The organism is Pseudodesulfovibrio karagichevae, from assembly GCF_041414475.1.
Taxonomy (GTDB): Bacteria; Desulfobacterota; Desulfovibrionia; order Desulfovibrionales; family Desulfovibrionaceae; genus Pseudodesulfovibrio; species Pseudodesulfovibrio karagichevae.
Genome location: NZ_JBGLYH010000048.1, coordinates 1 through 24,976, shown reverse-complemented (window position 1 = coordinate 24,976; position 24,976 = coordinate 1). Strand labels below are relative to the sequence as shown.

General features: G+C 64.3%; 24 protein-coding genes. 18 read left to right on the top strand and 6 right to left on the bottom strand.

What is annotated here, in order from left to right; translation table 11 throughout:
- The first annotated feature begins 51 nt into the window (after positions 1–51).
- The 9 genes from gpt to AB6M95_RS14695 all read left to right on the top strand — a co-directional run bounded on the left by gpt (position 52) and on the right by AB6M95_RS14695 (position 8,056).
- On the top strand, positions 52–534 hold the full coding sequence (gene gpt, locus AB6M95_RS14735) for a xanthine phosphoribosyltransferase (RefSeq protein ID WP_371387509.1): 483 nt from the start codon (positions 52–54) through the stop codon (positions 532–534).
- 128 nt (positions 535–662) lie between these two features.
- Positions 663–1,811 carry a BMP family ABC transporter substrate-binding protein gene (locus tag AB6M95_RS14730; RefSeq protein WP_371387508.1) on the top strand — a complete coding sequence of 383 codons (1,149 nt, stop codon included), beginning with the start codon at positions 663–665 and terminating at the stop codon, positions 1,809–1,811.
- Between the two features lie 10 nt (positions 1,812–1,821).
- Complete coding sequence (locus AB6M95_RS14725) at positions 1,822–2,883, top strand: ABC transporter permease (protein ID WP_371387507.1); 1,062 nt, start codon at positions 1,822–1,824, stop codon at positions 2,881–2,883.
- Positions 2,884–2,886: 3 nt separating this feature from the next.
- Positions 2,887–3,804 (top strand): ABC transporter permease, encoded by a 918-nt coding sequence (locus AB6M95_RS14720; RefSeq protein ID WP_371387506.1) that lies wholly within the window; start codon positions 2,887–2,889, stop codon positions 3,802–3,804.
- Between the two features lie 4 nt (positions 3,805–3,808).
- Positions 3,809–5,344 (top strand): ABC transporter ATP-binding protein, encoded by a 1,536-nt coding sequence (locus AB6M95_RS14715; RefSeq protein WP_371387505.1) that lies wholly within the window; start codon positions 3,809–3,811, stop codon positions 5,342–5,344.
- An 81-nt stretch (positions 5,345–5,425) separates the two neighbouring features.
- Positions 5,426–6,187, top strand: coding sequence for a basic amino acid ABC transporter substrate-binding protein (locus tag AB6M95_RS14710; protein ID WP_371387503.1), 762 nt, complete (start codon positions 5,426–5,428; stop codon positions 6,185–6,187).
- 60 nt (positions 6,188–6,247) lie between these two features.
- Positions 6,248–6,958: an amino acid ABC transporter permease gene (locus tag AB6M95_RS14705; protein ID WP_371387501.1), complete on the top strand. Its 711-nt coding sequence runs from the start codon at positions 6,248–6,250 to the stop codon at positions 6,956–6,958.
- A 158-nt stretch (positions 6,959–7,116) separates the two neighbouring features.
- Positions 7,117–7,548, top strand: coding sequence for a MarR family winged helix-turn-helix transcriptional regulator (locus tag AB6M95_RS14700; RefSeq protein WP_371387500.1), 432 nt, complete (start codon positions 7,117–7,119; stop codon positions 7,546–7,548).
- 46 nt (positions 7,549–7,594) lie between these two features.
- Positions 7,595–8,056, top strand: a complete 462-nt coding sequence (locus tag AB6M95_RS14695) for a DsrE/DsrF/DrsH-like family protein (RefSeq protein ID WP_371387499.1) — start codon at positions 7,595–7,597, stop codon at positions 8,054–8,056.
- Between the two features lie 51 nt (positions 8,057–8,107).
- Here the strand turns inward: AB6M95_RS14695 and AB6M95_RS14690 are convergent, their stop codons facing one another.
- From AB6M95_RS14690 to AB6M95_RS14665, 6 genes are all read right to left on the bottom strand, one after another.
- Entirely contained in the window at positions 8,108–8,329 is a 222-nt protein-coding gene (locus AB6M95_RS14690) for a YgdI/YgdR family lipoprotein (RefSeq protein WP_371387498.1), read from the bottom strand.
- Between the two features lie 93 nt (positions 8,330–8,422).
- Positions 8,423–9,208 carry an amidohydrolase family protein gene (locus AB6M95_RS14685; RefSeq protein WP_371387497.1) on the bottom strand — a complete coding sequence of 262 codons (786 nt, stop codon included), beginning with the start codon at positions 9,206–9,208 and terminating at the stop codon, positions 8,423–8,425.
- Positions 9,209–9,291: 83 nt separating this feature from the next.
- The gene (locus AB6M95_RS14680; RefSeq protein ID WP_371387496.1) at positions 9,292–9,711 is read right to left on the bottom strand and encodes an acyl-CoA thioesterase; all 420 of its coding nucleotides are present in this window, start codon (positions 9,709–9,711) and stop codon (positions 9,292–9,294) included.
- Positions 9,711–10,907 carry a cofactor-independent phosphoglycerate mutase gene (locus AB6M95_RS14675; protein WP_371387495.1) on the bottom strand — a complete coding sequence of 399 codons (1,197 nt, stop codon included), beginning with the start codon at positions 10,905–10,907 and terminating at the stop codon, positions 9,711–9,713. Before AB6M95_RS14675 ends, AB6M95_RS14680 begins: the two co-directional genes overlap by 1 nt.
- Before the next feature lie 12 nt (positions 10,908–10,919).
- Entirely contained in the window at positions 10,920–12,218 is a 1,299-nt protein-coding gene (locus tag AB6M95_RS14670) for a homoserine dehydrogenase (RefSeq protein WP_371387494.1), read from the bottom strand.
- 2 nt (positions 12,219–12,220) lie between these two features.
- Positions 12,221–13,432 carry an aminotransferase class I/II-fold pyridoxal phosphate-dependent enzyme gene (locus tag AB6M95_RS14665; RefSeq protein WP_371387493.1) on the bottom strand — a complete coding sequence of 404 codons (1,212 nt, stop codon included), beginning with the start codon at positions 13,430–13,432 and terminating at the stop codon, positions 12,221–12,223.
- 219 nt (positions 13,433–13,651) lie between these two features.
- Here AB6M95_RS14665 and AB6M95_RS14660 point away from each other — a divergent pair, with 219 nt between their 5' ends.
- The 9 genes from AB6M95_RS14660 (at position 13,652) to ettA (ending at position 24,848) form a co-directional block, all read left to right on the top strand.
- Positions 13,652–14,575: a branched-chain amino acid transaminase gene (locus AB6M95_RS14660; RefSeq protein ID WP_371387492.1), complete on the top strand. Its 924-nt coding sequence runs from the start codon at positions 13,652–13,654 to the stop codon at positions 14,573–14,575.
- A 131-nt stretch (positions 14,576–14,706) separates the two neighbouring features.
- Positions 14,707–16,566, top strand: a complete 1,860-nt coding sequence (gene dnaX, locus AB6M95_RS14655) for a DNA polymerase III subunit gamma/tau (protein ID WP_371387491.1) — start codon at positions 14,707–14,709, stop codon at positions 16,564–16,566.
- Between the two features lie 23 nt (positions 16,567–16,589).
- Positions 16,590–16,901 carry a YbaB/EbfC family nucleoid-associated protein gene (locus tag AB6M95_RS14650; RefSeq protein ID WP_371387490.1) on the top strand — a complete coding sequence of 104 codons (312 nt, stop codon included), beginning with the start codon at positions 16,590–16,592 and terminating at the stop codon, positions 16,899–16,901.
- 94 nt (positions 16,902–16,995) lie between these two features.
- Positions 16,996–17,601 (top strand): recombination mediator RecR, encoded by a 606-nt coding sequence (recR, locus tag AB6M95_RS14645; protein WP_371387489.1) that lies wholly within the window; start codon positions 16,996–16,998, stop codon positions 17,599–17,601.
- 12 nt (positions 17,602–17,613) lie between these two features.
- Positions 17,614–19,824 carry an SF1B family DNA helicase RecD2 gene (gene recD2, locus AB6M95_RS14640; RefSeq protein WP_371387488.1) on the top strand — a complete coding sequence of 737 codons (2,211 nt, stop codon included), beginning with the start codon at positions 17,614–17,616 and terminating at the stop codon, positions 19,822–19,824.
- 188 nt (positions 19,825–20,012) lie between these two features.
- Positions 20,013–20,519 carry a ferritin gene (locus tag AB6M95_RS14635; protein WP_371387487.1) on the top strand — a complete coding sequence of 169 codons (507 nt, stop codon included), beginning with the start codon at positions 20,013–20,015 and terminating at the stop codon, positions 20,517–20,519.
- A gap of 75 nt (positions 20,520–20,594) precedes the next feature.
- Positions 20,595–22,280 carry a 2-oxoacid:acceptor oxidoreductase subunit alpha gene (locus AB6M95_RS14630; RefSeq protein ID WP_371387486.1) on the top strand — a complete coding sequence of 562 codons (1,686 nt, stop codon included), beginning with the start codon at positions 20,595–20,597 and terminating at the stop codon, positions 22,278–22,280.
- Positions 22,281–22,294: 14 nt separating this feature from the next.
- On the top strand, positions 22,295–23,125 hold the full coding sequence (locus tag AB6M95_RS14625; protein ID WP_371387485.1) for a 2-oxoacid:ferredoxin oxidoreductase subunit beta: 831 nt from the start codon (positions 22,295–22,297) through the stop codon (positions 23,123–23,125).
- Between the two features lie 40 nt (positions 23,126–23,165).
- The gene (ettA, locus tag AB6M95_RS14620; RefSeq protein ID WP_371387484.1) at positions 23,166–24,848 is read left to right on the top strand and encodes an energy-dependent translational throttle protein EttA; all 1,683 of its coding nucleotides are present in this window, start codon (positions 23,166–23,168) and stop codon (positions 24,846–24,848) included.
- The last annotated feature ends 128 nt before the right edge of the window (positions 24,849–24,976 follow it).

The window sequence follows — 24,976 nt, the reverse complement described above, 5'->3', positions numbered from 1 at the left end:
GGACACGGGTACGAAGCCCGTCGTTCCGACATCGCGCAAGGAGAATTCCCCATGGTTGACAAGAGCCGATACCAGAAGATGTTTCCTGTTTCCTGGGAGCAGCTGCACCGCGACTGCCGAGCCCTGTCCTGGCGGCTGGTGGAGAGGGGCCCCTGGAAGGGCATCCTGGCCATCACCCGCGGCGGGCTGGTCCCCGCGGCCATCATCGCCCGCGAGCTGGACATCCACCTCATCGACACCATCTGCCTGTCCTCCTACGACTGGAAGGAGCAGGGCGAGGCCAACATCCTCAAGGGCGTGGACTGCGAAGGCGAGGGCTGGCTGCTCATCGACGACCTCGTGGACACGGGCAAGACCGCCAAGATCGTCCGCGACATGGTCCCCAGGGCGCACTTCGCCACGGTCTACGCCAAGCCCGCGGGCCGCCCCCTGGTGGACACCTTCATCACCGAGGTCAGCCAGGACACCTGGATACTCTTCCCGTGGGACGCCGGTTCCCAATTCGTGGAGCCTATCGCCCAGGTCTCCGAATAGGTTTCGAGCCAAAATAAATTACGTTGCATTGCAGTGCACTAACGCCGCCTCGGCGAAATTGGGTCTTGCCCGACACAGGCTGCTGAGATATGCGTTTTTGATATTTAACCGCTAACGGAGAGGTCCTCATGAAGAAACTGCTGAAATTGATTGGTCTGCCTGCGGCCCTGCTGCTGGCGCTGTCCCTTTTCGCCTGCGGTGAAGCCCCGCAGAAGGAGAAAAAGGCCGAAGAATCCGCCAAGACCGAAGAGGCCCAGGCCCCCGCGCCCACGGAAGAGGCCAAGGTCGTCAAGGCCGGGTTCATCTACGTCTCCCCGGTGGGCGACGCCGGTTACTCCTACGCCCACGACCTCGGCCGCCAGGCCGTCGAGGCGCTGCCCTACGCCACCACCAAGTACGCCGAGTCGGTGCCCGAGGGCGCGGATTCCGAGCGCGTGCTGCGGAACATGGCCCGCGAGGGAATGGATATCATCTTCGCCACCAGCTTCGGCTACATGGACCCGGTCATGAAGGTCGCCAAGGAATTTCCGGACACCAAGTTCATGCACTGCTCCGGCTTCAAGAAGGGGCCCAACGTCAGCAACTACTTCGGGCGCATCTACCAGGCCCGTTATCTGACCGGGCTGATCGCCGGTTCCATGACCAAGAGTAACAAGCTCGGCTACGTGGCCGCCTTCCCCATCCCCGAAGTCATTCGCGGCATCAACGCCTTCACCCTCGGCGCGCGCCAGGTGAACCCGGACGTCAAGGTCCACGTCGTCTGGACCAAGACCTGGTATGACCCGGCGCTGGAAAAGGACGCCGCCAAGTCCCTGCTGGACGCCGGTTGCGACGTCATCACCCAGCATCAGGACTCTCCGGCCGCCCAGGAAGCCGCCCAGGAAGCCGGCGCCTACTGCATCGGCTACAACTCCGACATGGCCTCCTTCGCGCCCAAGGCCAACCTGACCTCCGCCATCTGGAACTGGGGCCCCATGTACGTGAAGACCGTTCAGGAAGTCCGCGACGGCTCCTGGAAGGGTGACCAGTCCATGTGGTGGTCCATGCAGGACGGCGTGGTCGACATCGCCCCCATGGGCTCCATGGTCCCGGACGACGTCAAGTCCATGGTCAACGCCAAGAAGGCTGAGCTCATGACCGGCAAGGACACCATCTTCGCCGGTCCGATCAAGAACCAGGCCGGAGAAGTGGCCATCGCCGAGGGCACCACCCCGGACGACGGCGCGCTCCTCGGCATGGACTGGTTCGTCGAAGGCGTCGTCGGCACCACCAACTAGATCGGGTAACGTGCTGAAGATCAGAAAAAGAGATGAACCCTGGAAGTGGGGCGCCCTGGTTGTATTCCTGGGCGCCCTGCTCTTTTCCCTCGTGCTCAGCGCCCTGTTGCTCAAGGGCCAGGGCAAGGACGCCCTGTACGGCATGACCGTGCTGTGGCAGGGGAGTTTCGGCAACATCTGGTCGATCGAGGACGTGCTCCTCAAGGCCATTCCGTTGTTCCTCTGTTCACTCGGCGTGGCCGTGGCCTTTCGCATGCAGATATGGAACATCGGGGCCGAAGGACAATTCGCCCTGGGGGCCATCGGCGCCACCTGGATGGCCCTGGCCTTCCCGGACCTGCCCCGGTATGTGCTCCTGCCGCTCATGTTCATCATGGCCTTCATCCTGGGCGGCATCTGGGCGCTGATCCCGGCCGTGCTCAAGTTGAAGCTGCGCGTCAACGAGATCATCTCGACCCTGATGCTCAACTACATCGCCATACTGCTCCTGGACTACCTGGTCTTCGGCGTGTGGAAGGACCCGGCGAGCTTCGGCTTCCCCATGACCCCCGAGTTCACCGCGGGGGCGATCATTCCCGGCATCGCGGGCAGCCGCGTGCATTGGGGCATCGCCTTCTGCGTGGTCGTGGGCATCGGCCTGTGGGCATTCATGCATTTCACCCGGCTCGGTTTCGAATTGAAGGCCAGCGGCGAGGGCGCGCGCGTGGCCCGCTACGCCAAGATCCGCTACGGCATGCTCGTCCTGCTGGTCATGGGGCTGTCCGGCGGGTTCGCGGGCTGGGCCGGATGCGTGGAGACCTCGGCCATCCTCAACCGCTTGCAGCCCTCCCTCATGGTCGGCTACGGCTACACCGCCATCGTGGTCGCCTGGCTGGCCCGACTGGAGCCGCTGAACATCGCCTTCGCCTCCTTCCTGCTGGCCGCGCTCCGGGTGGGGGTGGAGAACATGCAGCTCAAATTGCAGATTCCGGCGGCCTTCGGGACCATCATGGAGGGCATCATCCTGCTCACCGTGTTGGCCGGACAATTTTTCCTGACCTACAAGCTGGTCCGTAAATCGAGGCAGGAGTAGGCCATGTGGGATTTCCTCATACCGCTGTTCGCGGCCACCGTGCAGTCCGGCACCCCCATCCTGTACGCCACCCTGGGCGAGATGATGAGCGAGAAGGGCGGGGTGCTCAATCTCGGCGTGGAAGGCATGATGGCCGTGTCTGCCCTGGCCGCCTTCTGGGCCAGCTACGTCACCGGCTCGCCCTGGCTCGGCTTCCTGGCGGGCGGCTGCGCGGGCATGCTCATGGCCTCCCTGCACGCCTTCGTCTGCGTATCCTGCCTGGGCAACCAGGTGGTCTCGGGCCTGGCCCTGACCATCCTGGGCGGCGGCCTGACCCATTTTCTCGGCGTGCCCTACGTCGGCCTGGCCGCGCCCGGTTTCGACCCCTTCAATTTTCCGCTTCTTTCGCAGATTCCGGTCCTGGGCGAGATTTTCTTCAAGCACGACATGCTGGTCTACGTCTCCTTCGTGATCCCGGTCCTGTTCTGGTTCTTCTTCAAGCGGACCAGCCTCGGCCTGCACGTGGCCGCCACGGGCGAGATGCCCGCCGCTGCCGCCGCAGCGGGCCTGAAGCCCATCCGGCTGCGCTACTTCGCGATCATCGCGGGCGGTTTCCTGGTGGGGCTCGGCGGGGCGTACCTGTCGCTGGCCTACACCCATCTGTGGACCAACGGACTGTCCGGCGGACGCGGCTGGATCGCTGTGGCCCTGGTCATCTTCGCCTTCTGGCGTCCGGGCCGGGCCGTGGTCGGCGCGTACCTCTTCGGCGGGGTCATGGCCTTCCAGCTCCGGCTCCAGGCCGCGGGCACGCACCTGCCGTCCTCCCTGCTGCTCATGTTGCCGTATCTGCTGACCATCCTGGTCCTGATCCTGTCCGCCTGGCGGGGCCGCCGCATCGACGCGCCCGCCGCGCTCGGCACCAACATCGAGCCGGAGGGGTAGGGGAATGACCGACCACATGTTCGTCCGGCCGGTGCGCACCCGGGCCATTCCCGAGGGCACGCGCCCCCTGGTCAGCCTCAAGGGACTGACCAAGCGGTTCGGCAAGGTCGTGGCCAACGACGCCATCACCCTGGACGTCTACCCGGGCCGCATCAAAGCGCTGCTCGGCGAGAACGGGGCGGGCAAGTCGACCATGATGTCCATGCTGGCGGGCCGCTACAAGCCCGACGAGGGATTCATCGAGGTGGACGGCGAGCCGGTGCGCTTCAGCTCCTCCAAGGACGCCATCCGGGCGGGCATCGGCATGGTCTATCAGCATTTCATGCTCGTGGACTCCATGACCGTGGCCGAGAACGTCCTGCTCGGCCAGGAGGGCGGCTTCTTCGTCTCCCCGCACGAGATGGAGCGCCGCGTGAGCAAGCTGGCCGAGCGGTACGGTCTGAACATCGCCCCGGGCGCTCGCATCTGCGAGCTGTCCATGGGTGAGCGGCAACTGGTCGAAATCCTGAAGCTGCTCTACCGCGAGAGCCGCATCCTCATCTTCGACGAGCCCACGGCGGTCCTCACCCCGGAGGAGACCCGCAATCTTTTCGAGGCGCTGTGGCGCATGACCGAGCAGGGCAAGGCGATCATCTTCATCTCCCACAAGCTGGAGGAGGTCATCGCCCTGGCCGACGAGATCGCCATCCTGCGGCGCGGCCGTATCGAGGGCGAGCTGGACCCGGAGTCCATCGAGTCCAAGGCGGACCTGGCCTCGCGCATGGTCGGCAAGGAGGTCCTGCTCGAGGTGGACCGCCAGCCCGCCGAGATCGGCGACAAGGTCCTGGAGGTGCGCAACCTGACCGGCCTGGGGTTGACCGAGATCGACCTGGACGTGCGCCGGGGCGAGATCGTGGCCCTGGTGGGTGTGGCGGGCAACGGCCAGAAGGCGCTGGTCGAGGCCGTCACCGGCCTGACCAAGCCGCCGCTGGACACGGTTTTCATCATGGGCAAGCCGTGGCGGCAGTTCTTCGCCGAATCCACCTGGAACCGGTCCATGTGCTACATCCCCGAGGACCGGCTCGGCCTGGCCACGCTGCCCAACCAGAACCTGGTGGACAACCTGCTCCTGACCACGCGCAAGGGGTTCGCCAGAGGCCCATGGCTGGACAAGAAAAAGGCCGCCAAGCACACGACCCGGCTCATCGAGAAGTTCGACATCCGGCCTGGGCGCATCCACGCCCTGGCCTGGCAGCTCTCGGGCGGCAATCTGCAAAAGGCCGTCCTGGCCCGTGAACTGTACCGCGAGCCCAAGCTCATCGTGGCCGAACAACCCACCCAGGGGCTGGACGTGTCCGCCACCGAGGAGGTCTGGAACCGGCTGCTCGAGACCCGGTCCATGGCCGGGGTGCTCCTGGTCACCGGCGACCTCAACGAGGCCCTGCAACTGGCGGACCGCGTGGCGGTCATCTACCGAGGCAAGATCCTGGGCGTCCTGGACAACGCCGACAAAGACATCACCCGCAAGATCGGCCCTCTCATGGCCGGCATCGTCGACTAGCCCGGCTTCTCGCGGGAGAGAGCATGTTTCCCGGTTCCCCGACCGGATTAATCCCATTAATCGTTCAGCAAGGAGAAGGATATGAAGTTCAACAAGATTCGCATGATGATCGTGCTCGCCGCGATCCTTTCGCTGTGCGCCATGGCCACCGTCGCCCAGGCCGGAACCACTCTGGACAAGGTCAAGAAAGAGGGCGTCATCACCGTGGGCAACTCCCCGGACTACCCCCCGTTCGAATCCATCGGCGACAACGGTGAACGCGTCGGCTTCGACGTGGACCTTTTGAACGCCATCGCCGACAAGATGGGCGTCAAGATCAAGTGGGTGACCATGGACTTCGCGGCCATCGTCACCGCCACCCAGAGCGGCCAGGTGGACATGGGCATGTCCGGCTTCTCCATCTCTCCCGAGCGCGCCGAGCAGGTCAGCTTCTCTGCCCCCTATATCGCCAGCGGGCAGGTCATCGTGGTGCGCAACGACTCGGACATCAAGTCCGCCGCCGACCTCAAGGGCAGGAAGATCGCGGTCCAGCTCGGCACCACCGGTGAGCAGGAGGCCGACAAGATCGAAGGTGCGGAAGTGGTCAAGCCCGAGAGCTACAACATCGCCTTCATGATGCTCAACAACAAGGTCGCCGACGCGGTCGTCGCCGACATCTCCGTGGCCGACGAGTTCGTCAAGCAGGGCAAGTTCAAGCGTGCGGGCGAGCCCCTGTCCTACGAGGAATTCGCCATGATCACCCGCAAGGGCAACGACGATCTGCTCCAGGCCCTGAACAAGGCGCTGGACGCGGTGAAGGCGGACGGCACCTACGCCGCCATCGTCAAGAAGTGGAATCTCTAGTCTAGCCGCAACCGGGCCGGGGGCGTGCGCCCCCGGTCCTTTTTTTCAGGAGTGATGGCCATGGATTTTTCCCTGCTCTTCAAACATCAGGACATGCTCATGCACGGGGCCTGGATCACCCTTCAGGTGACCTTCGGGGCCCTGGCCATGGGGCTCGTCCTCGGCATCCTGGCCGGAACCGGACGCATCAGCCGCCGCGTACAGATACGGGTGATCGCCGATGCCTACATCCAGGTCATCCGGGGCACCCCGATGCTGCTCCAGATATTCTTCTTCTACCTCGGCTTTCCGCAGATCTACATGCTGGCCACCGGGAACGGGTTCACCCCGGACCCGCTGATTACCGGCATCGTGGCGCTCGGCATCAACAGCGGGGCATACAACGCCGAGATCATCCGCGCGGGCATCCAGTCCATCAACAAGGGCCAGATGGAGGCCGCACGCGGCACCGGGCTGTCCCACACCCAGGCCATGTTCCACGTGATCCTGCCCCAGGCCCTCAAGCGGATGATTCCGCCCCTGGGCAACGAACTCATCGTCCTGCTCAAGGACTCGTCGCTCATCTCGACCATCGGCGTGGCCGAACTCATGTTCACCGCCAAGGTGCTGGGCGCGCGGTACTACACCTACGTGCCGTTCCTGGTCGGAGTGGGCTGCATCTACCTGGTCCTGACCTTCGGCTTTTCCCGCCTGTTCAACGTCCTGGAACGCAAGTTGTCCGCGGGCAGCGGGGCGCGCGAGGACAAGGGGGCCGTCCCGGACCTGGGATAAGCCCCGCGCATCAAGCGCATGAAGGCCCCTCCGCGCTTCGGCGAGGAGGGGCCTTTGTCTTCCTTTTTCCCGTCGTTTCTCCGCTTGACTTTCCGGGCGGGCTGAATATTGTTAATGACATGAACAAAAATAACGACACTACCATACCTGGACGCGATGTGTCCGAGTTCCAGCATCTGGTGGCCGATATCTACCAGTGCTGCCAGGAGCGGCTGCACTACCAGAGCGAGCGCTTCGGCCTGCCCGATGCGGAGCTGCGTTGCCTCATGCTGTTCGAAGGGGAGCGCTACCTGACGGCCAAGACCCTGGCCTACCGGATGAACGTGGCCAAGAGCAGGGTGACCAAGCTTGTCTCGTCCCTTGTAAGCCGTGGGCTGCTGGCGTCCCTGCCTGACCCGGCGGACTCGCGCATCAAGCTCCTTTCCCTGACGCCGGAGGGCGGGCGGCTGCTCAAGGAGATCGGGCGGTTCCGGTTTGCGGTGCACCGCACCGTGCTTGAACAGTTCAGCGACGAACAGCGCGGGGAGTTGCTCCACGCCCTGTCCCTGCTGTCCCGGCATATGAAGTCGGTCAAGGATATGATGGCGTAATTTTTTTGAGGGAATAGTTCATACCATTAACAACATGGAGGATATCATGTCCGATGCAACGAAAAACGGCGGGATGAAGCAGAAGCACGCCTTCATCACCTCCCGAGGCACCCTGGACGGGGCCATGCCCGCGCTGGTCATGGCGCTCAATTCTGTCCGGCTCGGCAACGACGCGACCATTTTCTACACCTTCATGGGCATGGACGTGCTCAAGCACGGCGGCATCGAGAAGCTGAAGTTCTATCCGGAGGGGACCATGGGGGCCATCCCCGGCATGCCGCATCTGGCCACCAGCATGATGAAGAAGTGGATGACCGAGGCCAACATCCCCGACGCCGCCGAGATGTTCGAGATGGCTCAGATCGAAGGGGTCAGGTTCGTGGCCTGCCACATGACCATGTCGATGATGAAGCTCAAAAAGGAGGACTTCGTGGAGGGAGTGGAGGTCTGGACCGCCGAGGAATTCATCAAGTACGCGGGCCAGTGCGACTTGTGCCTGTTCACCTAGGCCGCCAGGATAAAAGCCCCGGTCCTGCCGGGGCTTTCGGGTTCTAAGGGGCTATTGCTCCTTGATGAGCTTTATTTCGTGTTTGCCGAGGGTCACCTGCTCGCCATTCTCGTCGGTGAAGGCGTAGGTGTCGGATCCCACGTCGTACACGGGGTTGTCCTGGGCGATGTAAATCTGCCCGTCGATGGTGGTGATCTTGTAGCTGGTGGTCATGCAGGCCGCCAGGGACAGGGCCAGGACGCAGGCTGCGAGCAGTCTCAACAATGCGGACATGCTGATCTCCGAATACCGTTGGTGAAACATTGCAGGTAATTTAGCCCTGAATCGACCACTTTATCAACGTTAAAATGGGAAAACAGGATTTTTTCAGCTGAAAAGCCTGCCCGCGCGGTTCAAAAAGGCGTCCACACGCTCCTCGGACAGGCCGAGGCGTTCGGTAATGCGCCGGATTTCGTCCTCCGCGTCGTAAAGCGGGTAGTCGCTGCCGAACAGGATGCGGTCCGGGGTGAAGGCGTCCACCAGCCTTTTCAGCAGGTCGTCGTCCACGAAGTCCATGACGCTGGAGCAGTCCACGAACACGTCCAGGCCCGCCAAATGCTCCATGGCGTATTCCCACTGCTTGAGGCCGCCCATGTGGGCCGCGATCATGACCGGCTTGGGGAAGGCCCTGCGCAGGGCTGCCATTTTTTTGGGGCAGGACGGATTCAGGTCGGGCGGCAGGTCGTCGCCCACGTGGAACATGCAGATGAACCGTTCGTCCACCAGCTTCATGAGATCGTAGAATTCGGGATCGTCCATGCGGAAGCCCTGGAAATCGGGATGGAATTTGAGCCCCCGGATGCCGTTCTCGGCCAGTCGTTCCAGTTCCTCGGCGTTCCGGTCGTAGCCCGGGTGCAGGGTGCCGAAGGGGATCAGCCGGGGCGCGGTCTTCCGCAGCTCGATGGCCCAGTTGTTGGCCGGGACGACTTGGCGGGGCGAGGTGGCGGCGGCGAGCACCACGGCCTTGTCCAGGCCCGCCCGGTCCAGGCGCGCGATGAGGTCGTCGGCCTTGCCCGTTCCCACCGGGGTGATGCCGTAGTGGGCCTCCAGGTGGCCCACCGCCTTGGCGGCTATCTTATTGTGAAACGCGTGGGTGTGTATGTCGATTCGCATGGCGGGAGCCTACCCGGATACTTCCGGGAATGTAAACGGTTGTTTGAATGAAATGACAAAAAATAGGTTACAATACGGAGTGGTTATTGAAACAACTCCCGCAACCAGTCCGGGATGGCCACCGGCTTGCCTTCGAGATTGACGCAGGCGTGGCCGGTCATGCCCGTGGCGTGGAGCACGGTCTTGTCGTCGTTCCAGATCTCGTAGACGAACTCCACCGAGGCGCGGCCCCACTTGGCGATGCCGCAGCGCACGTGTATACGCTCGTCGTAGCGGATGGGGGTGCGGTAGCGGCAGCTGGCCTCGCGCACGGGCAGCATGACCCCGCGCTCCTCGGCCACCCGGTAGCTGATGCCGGTCTCGCGCATGAACGCGCTGCGCGAGCGTTCGAACAGGTGCAGGTACTCCGCGTGATAGACCACGGCCATGGCATCGGTCTCGCCGTAGGATACGTAGTGCGTGTACCAGCCGTCGCGTTCGGGGAAGGGTGCTTTGCGGGCCATCACTTCATCCCGAAGGTCTTGAGGGCGTGGGCAAGCAGTTCATGCCCCTTGTCCAGCGTCAGGCCGGAGGCGGCGGCGTTCTTCTCGCTGAACCCGTCCACATTGGAGGGCGCGCAGTTCGGCCCGTTGAGGATGAAGGGCACCGGGTCGGTGGTGTGGGTCTTCTCCGCGATGGGCGTGAAGTGGTCGCAGGTCACGATCCAGGCGGTCTCTTCGTCCTTGAGGGCCTCGCGCAGAGGGGCGACCACGCGCGCGTCGAACCGGGAGATGGCCTCGACCTTGTCCCGGGCGCTGCCGCCGTGGCCGCACTCGTCCGGGCCCTCCAGGTGCACGAAGACGAAGTCGTGGTCCTTGAGGAAGTTCAACGCCGCGTCCACCTTGCCCTGGTAATTGGTGTCGAGCAGGCCGGTGGCGCCGGGCACGTCCACGACCGCCATGCCGGAGGCGAAGCCGAGTCCCTTGATCAGGTCCACGGCCGAGATGACCGCGCCGTCGAGCCCGAAAGTCTCCTTGAAGTTCGGCAGGCTCAGGGGACGGCCCTGGCCCCACGGCCAGATGGAGTTGGCCGCCGAGCGGTTCACGGTCCGGTCGGCCAGCAGGTCGCGGGCCTCAAAGAGCAGGTCCCACAGGTTCGGGCTGCGCGAAAAGGCGCGCAGGTCGAGCTTGACGGGCTTGTCCGTGATGTCGTGGGGCGGGTTGATGAACAGCTTCGCGTCGTCGGTCAGGGCCCCGTCCTTCTGGACCAGCAGATGGCGGTACTGGATGCCCGGATAAAAGGTATAGATCTCGTCGCCGAGCTTTTCCTGCAACTTCTCCACCAGCGGGCGGGAGATTTCCGAGGCGATGTGGCCCGACGAGTAGTCGCGCATGACCCCGTCGATGGTCAGCTTGGAGACCGTGACCAGATTGAGCCGCCAGACTAGGTCGTCCGGTCCGAGTTCGAGGCCCTGCGCTGCCGCCTCGATGGGGCCGCGCCCGGTGTGGTAGGTGGCCGGGTCGAAGCCGAGCAGGGCCATGTTGGCCACGTCCGAGCCCGGAGCCATGCCCTCGGGTACGGTCTGCGCCAGGCCGACCACGCCGGTGGCGGCCAACTCGTCCATGTTCGGCGTGACGGCGGCCTCCATGGTGGTCTTGCCGCCCAGTTCGTCAAGAGGCCAGCCGCCCATGCCGTCCGCGATGAGATAGAGAAGTTTCATGTATGGTCCGTCTTACAGGATTCGGAATTTGACGCAGGGCTCCACCGAGAAGTCCATGGCGTCGATCTCGGCCAGGACCGCGTCCGCGTCGCGGGCCGAGGTCTCGTGGGTGATGATCACCAGCGGGATGCCTTCGGCCCCGGATTCGCCTTTCTGCACCGCCTGGGCGATGGACACGTTGTGGTCGGCCATGGACCGGGTGATGGCGGCCATGACGCCGGTACGGTCGGCCACGGTGAAGCGGAAGTAGTACTTGGACTCGGATTCCTCGGGCGGCAGGATCTTGGCCTTGGGGATCGCCTGGTTGTGGAAGCCGGTGTTGTCCGGGCCGGTGCAGCCGTCGCTGATCTTGCGCACCAGGTTCATGATGTCCGCCAGCACGGCGGAACCCGTGGGCAGGTCGCCCGCGCCCTGGCCGTGGAGCATGATCGGCCCCACCGCATTGCCTTCCAGGCGCACGGCGTTGTAGTTGCCGCCCACCCGCGCCAGCAGGTAGGTGTAGGGCACCAGGGCCGGGTGCACGCCCGCCTCGAGCTTGCCGTGCACGTCCTCGACGTGGGCCAGCAGCTTGATGCGGTAGCCGAATTCGCGGGCGAACTCGATGTCCATGGGCGTCACGCTGGTGATGCCCTGCACGGGCAGGGCGGCCAGGGGGTAGTCCACGCCGTAGGCCATGCGGATGAGCACGCACAGCTTGTGGGCCGTGTCGAAGCCCTCGATGTCGAAGGTCGGGTCCGCCTCGGCGTAGCCCAGGTCCTGGGCGTCGGCCAGGGCGGCCTCGAAATCCATGCCCTTGGTGGTCATCTCGGACAGGATGTAGTTGGCCGTGCCGTTCATGATCCCGAGCATCTTGACGATCTCGTCGCCCGCCAGGCTCTCCTTGAGGGTCTGGACGATGGGGATGCCGCCCGCGCAGCTGGCCTCGAACAGGAGTCCGACCGCGTTGTCGGACGCGGCCTGGAAGAGCTCCAGGCCGTGTTCGGCGAGCAGGTGCTTGTTGGCCGTGACCACGTGCTTGCCCGCGGCGAACGCCTTGAGCATGAGTTCCTTCGCCGTGTCCAGGCCGCCCATGAGCTCCACCACGATGTCCACGGACGGGTCGTTGACCAGCGCGTCCGGGTCGTCGGTGAAGGCCACGTCCGGGCCCGGATCAAAGGCCCGCTTCTTGGTCAGGTCCCTGACCAGGACCTTGGAGATCACTATCTTCTTGCCGAGCCGCTTTTCAATGCGTCCGGCATTCATGTCCAGTATCTTAGCCAGGCCCGAGCCGACCGTTCCGAATCCGCCGAGACCGAGTCTGATTACATCCATGTTTACCCCTTTGAGAAGAATTTGCGCAAGTTGCGCACGGCCTGGTTCGTCCTGTGGCGGTTCTCCACGAAGCTGAAGCGCACGTGGTCGTCGCCGTACTGTCCGAATCCGAGGCCGGGAGAGACGGCCACTTCAGCTTCCTGCAGGAGCATTTTGGAGAACTCCACGGACCCCATGGGCCGGAACTCCTCCGGAATCTGCGCCCACAGGAACATAGTCGCCTTGGGCGGGGTGACGCACCAGCCGATGCGGTTGAGGCCCTCGCACAGGGCGTCGCGCCGGTCCTGGTACACGGCCATGATCTCCTTGACTGCCTGGTCCATCTCCTCGCGGCTGAACTTGGGGCAGTCATCGAGGTCGCCGTTCAGGGCGCAGGCGGCCGCGATCTGGATGGGCTGGTAGATGCCGTAGTCGAGGTAGCTCTTGATGCGGGTCAGGGCGTTGACCATCTCCGGGTTGCCCACGCAGTAGCCCACGCGCATGCCGGCCATGGAATAGCTCTTGGTCATGGAGAAGAACTCCACGGCCACGTCCTTGGCGCCGTCGGCCTGCATGATGCTCGGGGCCACGTACCCGTCGAAGACGAAGTCGGCGTAGGCCAGGTCGTGGATGACGTACAGCCCGTTCTCCTTGGCGAAGTCGACGATGCGCTGGAAGAAGGGCAGCTCCACGCACTGGGTGGTCGGGTTGTGCGGGAAATTGATGATCAGCACCTTGGGCTTGGGCCAAGTGTGCCGGATGGCCGTTTCCAGGTTCTCGAAGAAGTCCTGGCCCGGTCCGATGGGCACGCGGCGCACGTCCGCGCCCGCGATGATCGAGGCGTACGGATGAATGGGGTAGGCCGGGTCCGGTGCCAGGACCACGTCGCCGGGAGAGAGCATGGCCAGGGCCAGGTGGGCGAGGCCCTCCTTGGCGCCCATGGTCACGCAGATCTCGTTGTCGCGGTCGAGCGTGACGTCGAAACGGCGGTAGTACCAGTCCTGCACGGCCTTGCGCAGGCCCTTGATTCCCTTGGATGCCGAATACTTGGAGTTGCCGGGCTTGTATGCCGCCTCTGCCAGCTTGTCGAGAATGGGTTTGGGGGTGGGCACATCGGGGTTGCCCATGCCCAGGTCGATGATGTCCGCGCCTGCGTGGCGCAGCTTCATCTTGAGTTCGTTGACCTGGGCGAACACATAGGGGGGCAGTCGATCGACTCTCGCAAACTTGGACATGGCGGAAAACTCCTCAAAATGTATTAGTACAAGGGATTTTTCTTACTCTGCGCCGTGTGGCCTGTCAAAATGAAAATGGCCGATATTGTGAGCCGGACAATGCGGCGTAATCAGCGAGTTGTCGGTTGTGTCTTGACCTCACTGCCGGTTTTTTTTAGCGTCCATCTTTCGATCAGGAATATATCCGGCCGAAGGCCGAAATACATAAGGAGATATTTCATGGTTCAGAAATCCGAAACCATCTGGTTTGACGGCAAACAGGTCCCCTGGGACGAGGCCAACGTCCACGTCCTGACCCACGCCCTGCACTATGCCACGGCGGTCTTCGAGGGCATCCGCGCCTACGAGTGCACGGACGGCTCCTCCGAGGTCTTCCGCCTGCAGGACCACATGGTCCGCTTCGTCGATTCGGCCAAGATCCTGGGCATCAAGATGCCCTATACCGCCGACGAGATGACCGAGGCCGCCATCGAGACCCTCAAGCGCAACAAGCTGGCCGGCGCCTACGTCCGTCCGCTGGCCTTCGTGGGCGAGGGCGCCATGGGCGTGTACCCCGGCGACAACCCGACCCGCGTGATCATCGCCTGCTGGCCCTGGGGCGCGTACCTGGGCGAAGACGCCCTGGAAAAGGGCATCAACGTCCGGTGCAGCAGCTTCAGCCGCCACCACATCAACGTCATGATGGTCAAGGCCAAGGCCTCGGGCAACTACGTCAACTCCGTGCTGGCCAAGAACGAGGCCATCGCCGACGGCTACGACGAGGCCATCCTGCTCGACACCACGGGCCATGTCTCCGAGGGCACCGGCGAGAACATCTTCCTGGTCCGCAACGACATCATCTACACCCCGCACCTGGACGGCGTGCTCGGCGGCCTGACCCGCGACTCCATCATCAGCCTGGCGAACGACCTGGGCTACGAGGTCCGCGAGGAGCCCATCGCCCGCGACATGCTCTACGTGGCCGACGAGGTCTTCTTCACCGGCACCGCCGCCGAGCTGACCCCGATCAGCACCGTGGACCGCCGCACCATCGGCACCGGCACCGCCGGTCCCGTGGCCAAGCTGCTCCAGACCGAGTTCTTCAAGATCGTCAAGGGCGAAAATCCGGACTACGAGCACTGGCTGCACCGCTACCAGGCTTGATAGAAAGTCTAGAAAACCGGTCCATCATCTGGTAAGTAAGGGGAAATCCGGCGCGGATTGTCGGGTTTCCCCTTTTTCCCTTCATTATTTCAGGCGACTGCCGATTCCGCGCCACAGCCCCAGGCACATCCATGAGCACATCGAATCTCACGGCCAAGTATCGTCCCCAGACCTTCGAGGAAGTGGCGGGGCAGCAGGCGGTCAAATCCATCCTCTCCCGGGCGGCGGCCCAGGACAAGATCGCGCCCGCCTATCTCTTTTCCGGCACGCGCGGCGTGGGCAAGACGACCATCGCCCGCATCTTCGCCAAGGCGCTGAATTGCGTGAACGCGCCCACGGGCGAACCGTGCAACGTGTGCGACCACTGCCGCCAGATCACCGCGGGCGTGGCCCCGGACGTCATCGAGATCGACGGCGCGTCCAACCGGGGCATCGACGACGCCCGCCGCCTCAAGGAGGACATCGGCTACGCGCCCATCGACGGCCGCTACAAGGTCTTCATCATCGACGAGGCGCACATGCTCACCAAGGAGGCCTTCAACGCCCTGCTCAAGACCCTGGAGGAACCGCCGCCCCGCGCCACCTTCATCATGGCCACCACCGAGCACCACAAGTTTCCGGCCACCATCGTCAGCCGCTGCCAGCACTATACCTTCAAGATGCTGCCCCAGGCCGAGCTGGTGGCGCACCTCGAAAAGATCATGAATCTCGAGGGGCTCAAGTTTGAGCCCGGCGCGCTGTCCATCATCGCCAAGCGCGGCGCGGGCTCGGTCCGCGACTCCATGTCCCTGCTCGGCCAGGCCCTGGCCATGGGCGAGGACGTGCTCAGGGAGGCCGACGTGCGCGGCTTTCTCGGCCTGGCGGGCCAGGATGTCTTCTTCGGGCTCATGGAGTCCATGCACGCCCGCGATCTGGTGGCTGTGGGCTACGTCCTGCGCCAGGTGCTGGACCAGGGGCTCGACCTCGGGTTTTTCCTGCGCGAGCTGACCAACTGCTGGCGCAACATGTTCCTGCTCCGGCAGGCGGGCGAAGAGGCCTTGCCCCTGCTCGGCCTGTCCGGCGAGGAGGCCGCCACCTGGATGGCCTGGGCCGGCAAGTTCGAGCCCGCCCACATCCATGCCTGCTGGCAGATGACTCTGGACGGCCAGCGCAAGGTCATGACCAGCCTGGAACCGGCCCTGGCCCTGGAGCTGCTGCTCCTCAACCTGACCAGCCTGCCGGACCTGATCAACCTGGAGTCCATGACCCCGCGCACCGGCGGCGCGCCCAGGTCCCCCATGGGAGGCGGCCAGTCCGGCCCCGCGCAGGGCGGTTCAAACATGCAGGGCGGCTCCGGCATGCAGGGCGGGCAGGGGGGGATGCCCCCCGGCGGCAGGCAGTTCGCTCCGCCGCAGCCCATGCAGCGCCCGTCCGTCCCTCCGAGGCCCGTGCAGCCGCAGACGGCGCCGCCCACGAGGTCGGCCCCGCCGCACTACGAGGCGCGGGAGCCCGGCGGGTCCGGCGTGGTGCCGCCCCGGGCGCAGTCGGCCCCTTCGGCCCGGCCCGAGCCGGAACCCGAGCCCGTCGGCCCGTCGGACGCCACGCCCCTGTCCGAATCCGCATCGCCGCGCGTCACGGCCGCGTCCATTCCCGGCCCGCGCGACTGGGAGGGATTCCTCAAGTTCGTGGAGGCGCGCAACGGCGAGGCCGGGGTCAAGGTGTCCATGCTCCACCTGACCGAAGGGACGCGGGAGAAGGACGCCCTGCGGATCATCTGTAAGACCCGGATGATGTGTTCGCAGCTCAAGGAGAAATCCACGCTGGCGGCCCTCGACGGCCTGACCAGGGAATTTTTCGGCCCGACGGTTGAGGTTCGCGTGGAAACAGGCGATATTGCCGAGCCCAAATCGGACAGGCAACTCATGGAAGAGGCGGAAAAACATCCCGGCGTGATCAGGGTCATGGAGGCCTTCAACGCCCAGATGCTTTCGGTAAGTCACAGAAAACACTAAGTATACGATCCGAGGAGAATATAATGAAAGGCATGAACGAAATGCTCCGTCAGGCCCAGATCATGCAGCGCAAGATGACCGAGGCCCAGGACGCGTTGAAGACCAGGGAGGTCGAGGCGTCCAGCGGCGGCGGCATGGTTACCGTCAAGGTCACCGGCGCCCAGGAAGTGACCGAGGTGCGCATCGAGCCGTCCGTCATGGAATCCGGCGACGTGGAGATGCTCCAGGACCTGGTCATGACCGCAGCCAACGAGGCCCTCAAGAAATCCAAGGAAATGATGGAAGAGGCCATGAAGGGCGTCACCGGCGGCCTGTCCATCCCCGGTATGTTCTAACTTCCGTCCGTTGTCCGTCGCGCAAAGGCGGCCCGGATGTCCGTCCGCGCCGCCCGCTCGCCTTTGGACGACCGTTTTTCTTCAAGGAGTCGCATTGCAGAATCTTCCCGGACCGCTCAAGGAAGTGGTCGAGCAACTGTCGAGCCTGCCCGGCATCGGCCCCAAATCCGCCCTGCGCATCGCCCTGACCCTGCTCAAGATGCCCCGCGAGCGGGCCGGCGGGGTGGGGCAGGCCATCATCGATCTGCGCGAGCGCCTCTGCCTGTGCGAGGACTGCGCCTGCCTGGCCGAGTCCAGCCCCTGCGCCATCTGCGGCGACGCCACCCGCGACACCGGGCAGCTCTGCCTGGTGCCGGAGTGGGACGCGCTCCTGGCCATGGAGGAGATGGGCGTCTACCGGGGCAAGTACCTCGTTCTGGGCGGTCTGCTGTCTCCCCTGGACGGCGTGGACCCCGGCCAGCTCGAGATCGACCGGCTGCGCCGCAGGCTGGCCACCGGCGACTTCGAGGAGATGATCCTCGCCCTGGGGGCCACCCTGGACGCCGAGGCCACGGCCTCCTACGTCAAGAATCTGGTGGAGTCCGAGTTCCCCGATGTCTCGGTGACCCGCCTGGCCCAGGGCATTCCCATCGGGGCCGAAGTCAAGTTCATGGACAAGGAGACCCTCAAGCAGTCTCTGGTTCATCGGCAGAAGATGTAACCGGAAACCCGCATGAGCGACGAACAACAGACCAGCCTGAACGACGTTGAAGTCGTCAGCACCATCTACTATAACAAGGAAAACGGCTACGCCATCGTCCGGGTCCGGGCCAAGGACGAGCCGGGCCAGATCACCATCGTCGGCACGCTGGGCGAACTGGCCGGGGGCGCATCCCTGAACCTGCGGGGCCGGTGGATCGTGCATCCCAAGTTCGGCCGCCAGTTCGAGGTGGCCACCTTCGAACAGGCCCGGCCCGCCACCGAGAACGGGGTCATCCGGTTTCTCCAGTCGTCGATCAAAGGAGTGGGGGAGAAGACCGCCACCCTCATCGTGGAGGAGTTCGGCATAGGCGTCCTGGATATCCTGGACGACGACCCGGAACAGCTCCTCAAGATCAAGGGCATCTCCAAGAACAAGCTCAAGGACATCATCGAGTCCTGGGGCCGCCAGCGGGAGATCAAGAACCTGCTGGTCTTCCTCCAGTCCCACCAGGTGCCGACCACCTTCGCGGGCAAGATATTTCATCTCTACGGGGCCCAGGCCGAGGCCAAGCTGCGGGAGAATCCCTACGACCTGGCCTACGAGATCCGGGGCGTGGGCTTCAAGACCGCCGACCACATGGCCATGAAGCTCGGCTTCGCCCCGGACTGCGCCCAGCGGCTGGAAGCGGCCCTGGCCTACACCCTGCTGACCTCCTGCGAGCGCAACGGCCATCTGTTCATCCCCAAGCCCAAGCTGCTCGAAGACGTGGCCCGCATGCTCGACACCACGGACTACGACAAGCTGGAGCTGGCCCTGTTCGGGCTGGAGGAGAAGAAGCGCATCCGCATCGAGAACCTGTCCGAGCAGGGCATTTCCGAGGCGGTCTATCTCATGTATTTCTTCCACTACGAGAACGAGACCACCCAGCGCCTGTACCAGCTCATCAGCCATCCCACGCCCATCTCGCGCAAGAAGATCGACAAGACCCTGCCCAAGGTGGAGGACAAGCTCGGCTTCACCCTGTCGGACGAGCAGCGCGAGGCTGTCTTCGAGGCGTGCTCCAACAAGGTCTTCATCATCACCGGCGGACCCGGCACCGGCAAGACGACCATCACCAAGGCCATCCTGCTGACCCTCAAGGAACTGGGCCTCAAGATCATGCAGGCCGCGCCCACGGGACGGGCGGCCAAGCGCATGGCAGAGGCCACCGGGCATCCGGCCAAGACTGTGCACCGCATGCTCCAGTTCCAGCCCGACGGCGGGTTCCACTACTGCGAGGACCAGAAGCTCAAGGCCGATGTCCTGGTGGTGGACGAGGCCTCCATGGTGGACGCCCAGCTCTTCGTCTCCATCCTCCGGGCCCTGCCGCACACCTGCCGCCTGATCCTGGTGGGCGACGTGAACCAGCTGCCCAGCGTGGGGCCGGGCAACGTCCTGGGCGACCTGATCAATTCCGAAAGAGTGCCGTGCGCCGTGCTGACGCACATCTTCCGTCAGGCCCAGGAAAGCTTCATCGTGGTCAACGCCCACCGCATCAACGAGGGCCAGTTCCCGCGCCAGCACCCGTGCCCGCCGCCCGAGGCCGACTTCTACTGGATACCCCAGGAGGACCCGATGAAGGTCCAGAGGCTCATCCTGGACTCGGTCTGCGAGCGCATCCCCGAGCGGTACGGGCTCGACCCCTTGCGCGATATCCAGGTGCTCACCCCCATGCACAAGGGGGACGTGGGCACCCAGGCCCTGAACTCGGCCCTGCAGGCGCGGCTCAACCCGCCCGGGCCGGGCGTGCGCGAGCTCAAGCGCAAGTTCGCCACCTTCCGCGAGGGCGACCGAGTCATCCAGCTCAAGAACAATTACGACAAGGAAGTGTTCAACGGCGACCTGGGCTGGATCGTCGGGGTCGACACCGACAGCCAGGAGCTCATGGTCGAGTTCGACGGCAACCACGTCCACTTCGAATCCTCGGACCTGGACGAACTCGGCCTGGCCTACGCGGTCAGCGTGCACAAGTCCCAGGGCAGCGAGTATCCGGCCGTGGTCATGCCCATCGTCACCCAGCATTTTTTGCTGCTGCAGCGCAACCTGCTCTACACCGGGCTGACCCGCGCCCGCGAACTGGCCGTGCTCATCGGTTCGGACCGGGCCTTCAAGATCGGCCTGAACAACGCCACCTCAGGCAACCGCAACACCCATCTCGCCTACCGGCTGCGGGCCATCTTCGCCGAAAACCGCCTTTGTTAGCGGCCGCTCCGGCCCCGGCCGCCGGGCGGCTCCTCCCCGACACCGTCCGGTGGTTGCAACACCTCCGAAAAAATGGTGTAAAATACTCTGGTCTTTTTGCTCATGATGATTATTGTCATCCACTGGGACAAGGCGCGTGCACGCCTCGCCCGTATGCATAGAACACCAAAGTCAAGGAGACGTCCGTTATGCTCAGCGAGAAACTGGAAGATGCCCTCAATGAACAGATGAATTGGGAAATCTTCTCCGCCAATCTGTATCTCTCCATGTCCTCCCATTTCGCCCATGTGGGGCTGTCCGGGTTCGCCACCTGGATGAACGCCCAGTATCAGGAGGAGATGTTCCACGCCATGCGTTTCTTCAACTACATCAACGACGCCGGTGGCCACGCCAAGCTCGGCGCCATCGGCGCCCCGCAGCACACCTGGGAGACGCCGCTGGCCGCCTTCGAGGACGCCCTGGAGCATGAGAAGGGCGTGACCGCGCGCATCAACAAGATCGCCGACCTGGCCGTGGAGGAGCGCAACCATGCAGTGGGCATCTTCCTGCAGTGGTTCATCTCCGAGCAGGTGGAGGAAGAGGACAACGTCAGCGATGCCGTCGGCAAGCTCAAACTCGTGGGCGACGGCGGCGGGCTGTTCATGCTCGACCGCGACCTCGGCACCCGGGTCTTCACTCCGCCGACCAACGCATAACCAGCCGAATCAATCCGGCCGGGAGGCAACCACCCGTTCCTCCCGGCCTTTTTTCAACCGCAACCAGGGGACCGCATGCCAGAAAAAAGCATCAACATCGTCATCGGCGGCGCGGCGGGCCAGGGACTGGTCACCATCGGCCAGCTGCTTTCCAAGGCCATAACCAGGGCTGGACATCATCTTCTGGTGACCCAGCGCTACATGTCCAGGGTGCGCGGCGGGCACAACACCTACGCCATCCGCATGGGCGAGGAGGATCTGCTCGGCGGGACCGAGTCCATCGACATCCTGGCCGCCCTCAACGCGGAGACCCTCGAGAAACACCTGAACGATTTGGGGAAGGGCGGACTGGTCGTGGCCGGAGCCGACCTCGACACCGCGGGGCTCAACGCGCTGCGCATTCCCTACGAGGAGCTCTCCTCCAAAAAGCTTTTCCACAACACCGCCATGCTCGGCGTGCTCGGGCGGGCCGTCAACATCGACGTCGCCATTCTGGAGGAACTGCTCCGGCAGACCTTCGGCAAGAAGGGCGACGAGGTGGTCGACGCCAACCTCGACGTCCTGCGCAAGGCCTATGCCTGGGTTTCGGGCCAGGACCACGAGTTCTTCTGCGACATCAAGTCCGGCGGCTCCAAGGGCCGGATGATGCTCAACGGCAACGAGGCCATCGGCCTGGGCGCCCTGGCCGCGGGCTGCAACTTCGTCTCCTTCTATCCCATGACTCCTTCCACCGGGGTGGCCATGACCCTCATCGCCAAGGGCGCGCCCCTGGGCCTGCAATACGAGCAGGTGGAGGACGAGATCGCGGCCATGAACATGGCGCTCGGCGCATCCTACGCCGGAGCCCGCGCCCTGGTGACCACCTCCGGCGGCGGCTTCGCCCTCATGGAGGAGGCGGTCAGCCTGGCCGGCGTGTCCGAGACCCCCATCGTCTGCGTGGTGGTCCAGCGTCCCGGCCCGGCCACGGGCCTGCCCACCCGCACCGAGCAGGCGGACCTCAACCTGGTGCTCAGCTCCGGCCACGGCGAGTTCCCCCGGGCCATCTTCGCCCCGGCCACGCCCGAGGACTGCTTCTACCTGACCCACCGGGCCTTCGACCTGGCCGAGACCTACCAGACCCCGATCTTCATCCTGTCCGAGCAATACCTGGCCGACAGCTACCGCGCCGTGGAGCCGTTCGACCTGGACGGCCTTCCCGAGGTCGCCGGGCCGCTGCTGGAGTGGAAGGAGGGCGAGTACAAGCGGTACGTCGTCACGGACGACGGCATCTCCCCGAGGCTCATTCCCGGCTTCACCGAAGCCCTGGTCCGGGCCGATTCCCACACCCACGAGGAGAACTCCAAGATATCCGAGGACAAGGCGGTTCGCGTGGCCATGAATTCCAAGCGGCTGCGCAAGGAATCCGGCCTGTTCGAGGAGGTCATCGGCCCCGACTACTACGGCGCGGACAAGCCGGACGCGCTCATGGTCTGCTGGGGCCCCAACCTGGGCGCCTGCCTGGAGGCCCTGGACCGCTATGAGGGCGACAAGTCCCTGGCCGTCCTGCACTTCAAGCAGGTCTACCCCCTGCGCGAGGAGCAGTTTATGGACTTCCTCGAAGGCGCTGGCCGGGTCATAGCCGTGGAAGGCAACGCCACGGCCCAGTTCGCCCAGCTCATCGCCCGCGAGACAGGGTTCATGGTGCCCGACCGCATCCTGCGTTTCGACGGCCGGGCCATGACCTGGGAATACGTCCTCAAGGGCCTCACCGACATCCTCTAGACCAGGAGCGAAATATGGTTTCCATCGAAGATTACGGCGAATTCGAGACCGCGTGGTGCCCGGGCTGCGGCAACTTCTCCATCATCAAATGCCTCAAGCAGGCCCTGGCCGAACAGGACCTCGCGCCCCACGACATCATCATATCCTCCGGCATCGGCCAGGCGGCCAAACTGCCGCACTACATGCGCTGCAACATGTTCAACGGGCTCCACGGCCGGTCCCTGCCCGTGGCCCAGGGCATCAAGATGGCCAACCCGGAGATGCACGTGATCGTCTCCTCCGGCGACGGGTGCAGCTACGGCGAGGGCGGCAACCACTTCCTGGCGGCCGTGCGGCGCAACATGGACCTGACCGTGCTCGTCCACGACAACCAGATCTACGGCCTGACCAAGGGTCAGGCCAGCCCGACCTCGGCGCGCGGCCACGTGACCAAGGCCCAGCCCGAGGGCAACCGGTCCGACGGGTTCAATCCCGTGGCCACCACCGTGGCCATGCGCGCGAGCTTCGTGGCCCGCGCCTTCTCCGGCGAACCCGAGCACCTGGTCGCGACCATCAAGGAGGCCATGGCCCACAAGGGCTTCTCCCTGGTGGACATCCTCCAGCCCTGCGTCTCCTTCAACAAGGTCAACACCTACGCCTGGTACAAGGAGCGCACCTACATCCTCGAGGATCACGACCCCACGGACTGGGCGTCGGCCATGACCCTGAGCGAGGAGTTCGGCGACCGCATACCGCTGGGCGTCATCTACCGCGAGGACAAGCCGGTCTTCGGGCACGGCGGCAGGTTGGCCGAACTCGGCTACGATAAAAACGACTTGAAAGCGGTCTTGCAGTCGTATACCTAAAGCGGCTGCTTACGAAATCCACTTTCAACGAGGTCCATCCATGAGCAACGAAGCGGAAAAGATCATCTACTCCATGTACAAGGTGACCAAGCGTCACGGGCAGAAGGAGGTGCTCAAGAGCGTCTCCCTGTCCTACTTCTACGGCGCCAAGATCGGCGTGCTCGGCCTGAACGGCTCGGGCAAGTCGTCGCTGCTCAAGATCCTGGCCGGGGTGGATGACCAGTTTGAGGGCGAAATCCAGGTCAAGGACGGCTACACCATCGGCTATCTCGAACAGGAACCCCTGGTCGACGAGTCGCGCACCGTGCGCGAAGTGGTCGAGGAGGGCGTGGCCGACGTCATGGACATCGTCCGCGAATACAACGCCATCAACGAGAAGTTCGCCGAGCCCATGGAGCCCGAGGAGATGGACGCCCTGATCGAAAAGCAGGGCAAGGTCCAGGAACTCATGGACGCCAAGGGCGCGTGGGACATCGATTCCAAGCTTGAGATGGCCATGGAATCCCTGCGCTGTCCCCCGGCCGACACTCCGGTGTCGGTCATCTCCGGCGGCGAGCGTCGCCGGGTGGCCCTGTGCCGCCTGCTGCTCCAGGCCCCGGACATCCTCCTCCTGGACGAGCCCACCAACCACCTGGACGCGGACTCCGTGGCCTGGCTGGAGCGGTTCCTGTCCTCCTTCCCCGGCACCGTCATCGCCGTGACCCACGACCGCTACTTCCTGGACAACGTGGCGGGTTGGATTCTCGAACTTGATCGCGGCCGGGGCATCCCCTGGAAGGGCAACTACTCGTCCTGGCTCGAACAGAAGCAGAACCGTCTGGCCCAGGAGGGCAAGCAGGAGGCCGACCGCCAGAAGACCCTGGAGCGCGAGCTCGAGTGGATCCGCATGTCGCCCAAGGGCCGCCGCGCCAAGTCCAAGGCGCGCATCAACGCCTACGAGTCCATGCTCTCCCACGAGGCCGAGCGGCTGGCCGACGACCTCCAGATCTACATTCCGCCGGGACCGCATCTCGGCAAACAGGTGGTCGTGGCCGAACATGTGACCAAATCCAAGGGCGACAAATTGCTCATGGAGGACCTCAGCTTCATCCTGCCGCCCAACGCCATCGTCGGCATCATCGGCCCCAACGGCGCGGGCAAGTCCACCTTGTGCAGGATGATCGTGGGCGAGGAACAGCCCGATTCCGGGACCCTGACCCTCGGGGCCACGGTCAAGCTGGCCTACGCCGACCAGAACCGCGAATCCCTGATCCCCGGCAAGACCGTCTACGAGATCATCAGCGGCGGGGCGGAGTTCATCAAGCTCGGCGACCGCGAGATCAACGCACGGGCCTACTGCTCGCGCTTCAACTTCGCCGGTGCCGACCAGCAGAAGAAGGTCGACGTGCTGTCCGGCGGCGAACGCAACCGCGTGCACATGGCCCAGATGCTCAAATCCGGCGCCAACGTGCTCCTGCTCGACGAACCGACCAACGACCTGGACGTTAACACCATGCGCGCCCTGGAGGACGGCCTGGAGAACTTCGCGGGCTGCGTGCTGGTCATCAGCCACGACCGCTGGTTCCTCGATCGTATCGCCACCCACATCATCGCCTTCGAAGACGACGCCAAGGTGGTCATGGTCGAAGGCAACTACTCCGAATACGACGCCGACCGCAAGAAACGCCTCGGCGCCGACGCCGACCAGCCGCACCGGTTGAAGTTCCGCAAATTGACGCGATAGATACACAACGAAAAAGGGCCGGTGAAACCGGCCCTTTTTCGTTGAGTGTGCCTCCGGCGGTCGGGGGAAGGGGGAAAGGAAACCCTTTGAAAAGGGCTTTCCTTTCCCCCTTCCCCCGAACCCCCATC

Bases quoted from the DNA above. Each gene is read 5' to 3' on its own strand.
- ettA (WP_371387484.1), top strand. From the start codon at position 23,166: ATGAGCAACGAAGCGGAAAAGATCATCTACTCCATGTACAAGGTGACC.
- dnaX (WP_371387491.1), top strand. From the start codon at position 14,707: ATGAGCACATCGAATCTCACGGCCAAGTATCGTCCCCAGACCTTCGAG.
- AB6M95_RS14670 (WP_371387494.1), bottom strand. From the start codon at position 12,218: ATGGATGTAATCAGACTCGGTCTCGGCGGATTCGGAACGGTCGGCTCG.
- AB6M95_RS14650 (WP_371387490.1), top strand. From the start codon at position 16,590: ATGAAAGGCATGAACGAAATGCTCCGTCAGGCCCAGATCATGCAGCGC.
- AB6M95_RS14675 (WP_371387495.1), bottom strand. From the start codon at position 10,907: ATGAAACTTCTCTATCTCATCGCGGACGGCATGGGCGGCTGGCCTCTT.
- recD2 (WP_371387488.1), top strand. From the start codon at position 17,614: ATGAGCGACGAACAACAGACCAGCCTGAACGACGTTGAAGTCGTCAGC.
- AB6M95_RS14705 (WP_371387501.1), top strand. From the start codon at position 6,248: ATGGATTTTTCCCTGCTCTTCAAACATCAGGACATGCTCATGCACGGG.
- AB6M95_RS14715 (WP_371387505.1), top strand. From the start codon at position 3,809: ATGACCGACCACATGTTCGTCCGGCCGGTGCGCACCCGGGCCATTCCC.
- AB6M95_RS14730 (WP_371387508.1), top strand. From the start codon at position 663: ATGAAGAAACTGCTGAAATTGATTGGTCTGCCTGCGGCCCTGCTGCTG.
- AB6M95_RS14690 (WP_371387498.1), bottom strand. From the start codon at position 8,329: ATGTCCGCATTGTTGAGACTGCTCGCAGCCTGCGTCCTGGCCCTGTCC.
- AB6M95_RS14660 (WP_371387492.1), top strand. From the start codon at position 13,652: ATGGTTCAGAAATCCGAAACCATCTGGTTTGACGGCAAACAGGTCCCC.
- AB6M95_RS14680 (WP_371387496.1), bottom strand. From the start codon at position 9,711: ATGGCCCGCAAAGCACCCTTCCCCGAACGCGACGGCTGGTACACGCAC.
- AB6M95_RS14720 (WP_371387506.1), top strand. From the start codon at position 2,887: ATGTGGGATTTCCTCATACCGCTGTTCGCGGCCACCGTGCAGTCCGGC.
- AB6M95_RS14665 (WP_371387493.1), bottom strand. From the start codon at position 13,432: ATGTCCAAGTTTGCGAGAGTCGATCGACTGCCCCCCTATGTGTTCGCC.
- gpt (WP_371387509.1), top strand. From the start codon at position 52: ATGGTTGACAAGAGCCGATACCAGAAGATGTTTCCTGTTTCCTGGGAG.
- AB6M95_RS14695 (WP_371387499.1), top strand. From the start codon at position 7,595: ATGTCCGATGCAACGAAAAACGGCGGGATGAAGCAGAAGCACGCCTTC.
- AB6M95_RS14630 (WP_371387486.1), top strand. From the start codon at position 20,595: ATGCCAGAAAAAAGCATCAACATCGTCATCGGCGGCGCGGCGGGCCAG.
- AB6M95_RS14710 (WP_371387503.1), top strand. From the start codon at position 5,426: ATGAAGTTCAACAAGATTCGCATGATGATCGTGCTCGCCGCGATCCTT.
- AB6M95_RS14685 (WP_371387497.1), bottom strand. From the start codon at position 9,208: ATGCGAATCGACATACACACCCACGCGTTTCACAATAAGATAGCCGCC.
- AB6M95_RS14625 (WP_371387485.1), top strand. From the start codon at position 22,295: ATGGTTTCCATCGAAGATTACGGCGAATTCGAGACCGCGTGGTGCCCG.
- AB6M95_RS14635 (WP_371387487.1), top strand. From the start codon at position 20,013: ATGCTCAGCGAGAAACTGGAAGATGCCCTCAATGAACAGATGAATTGG.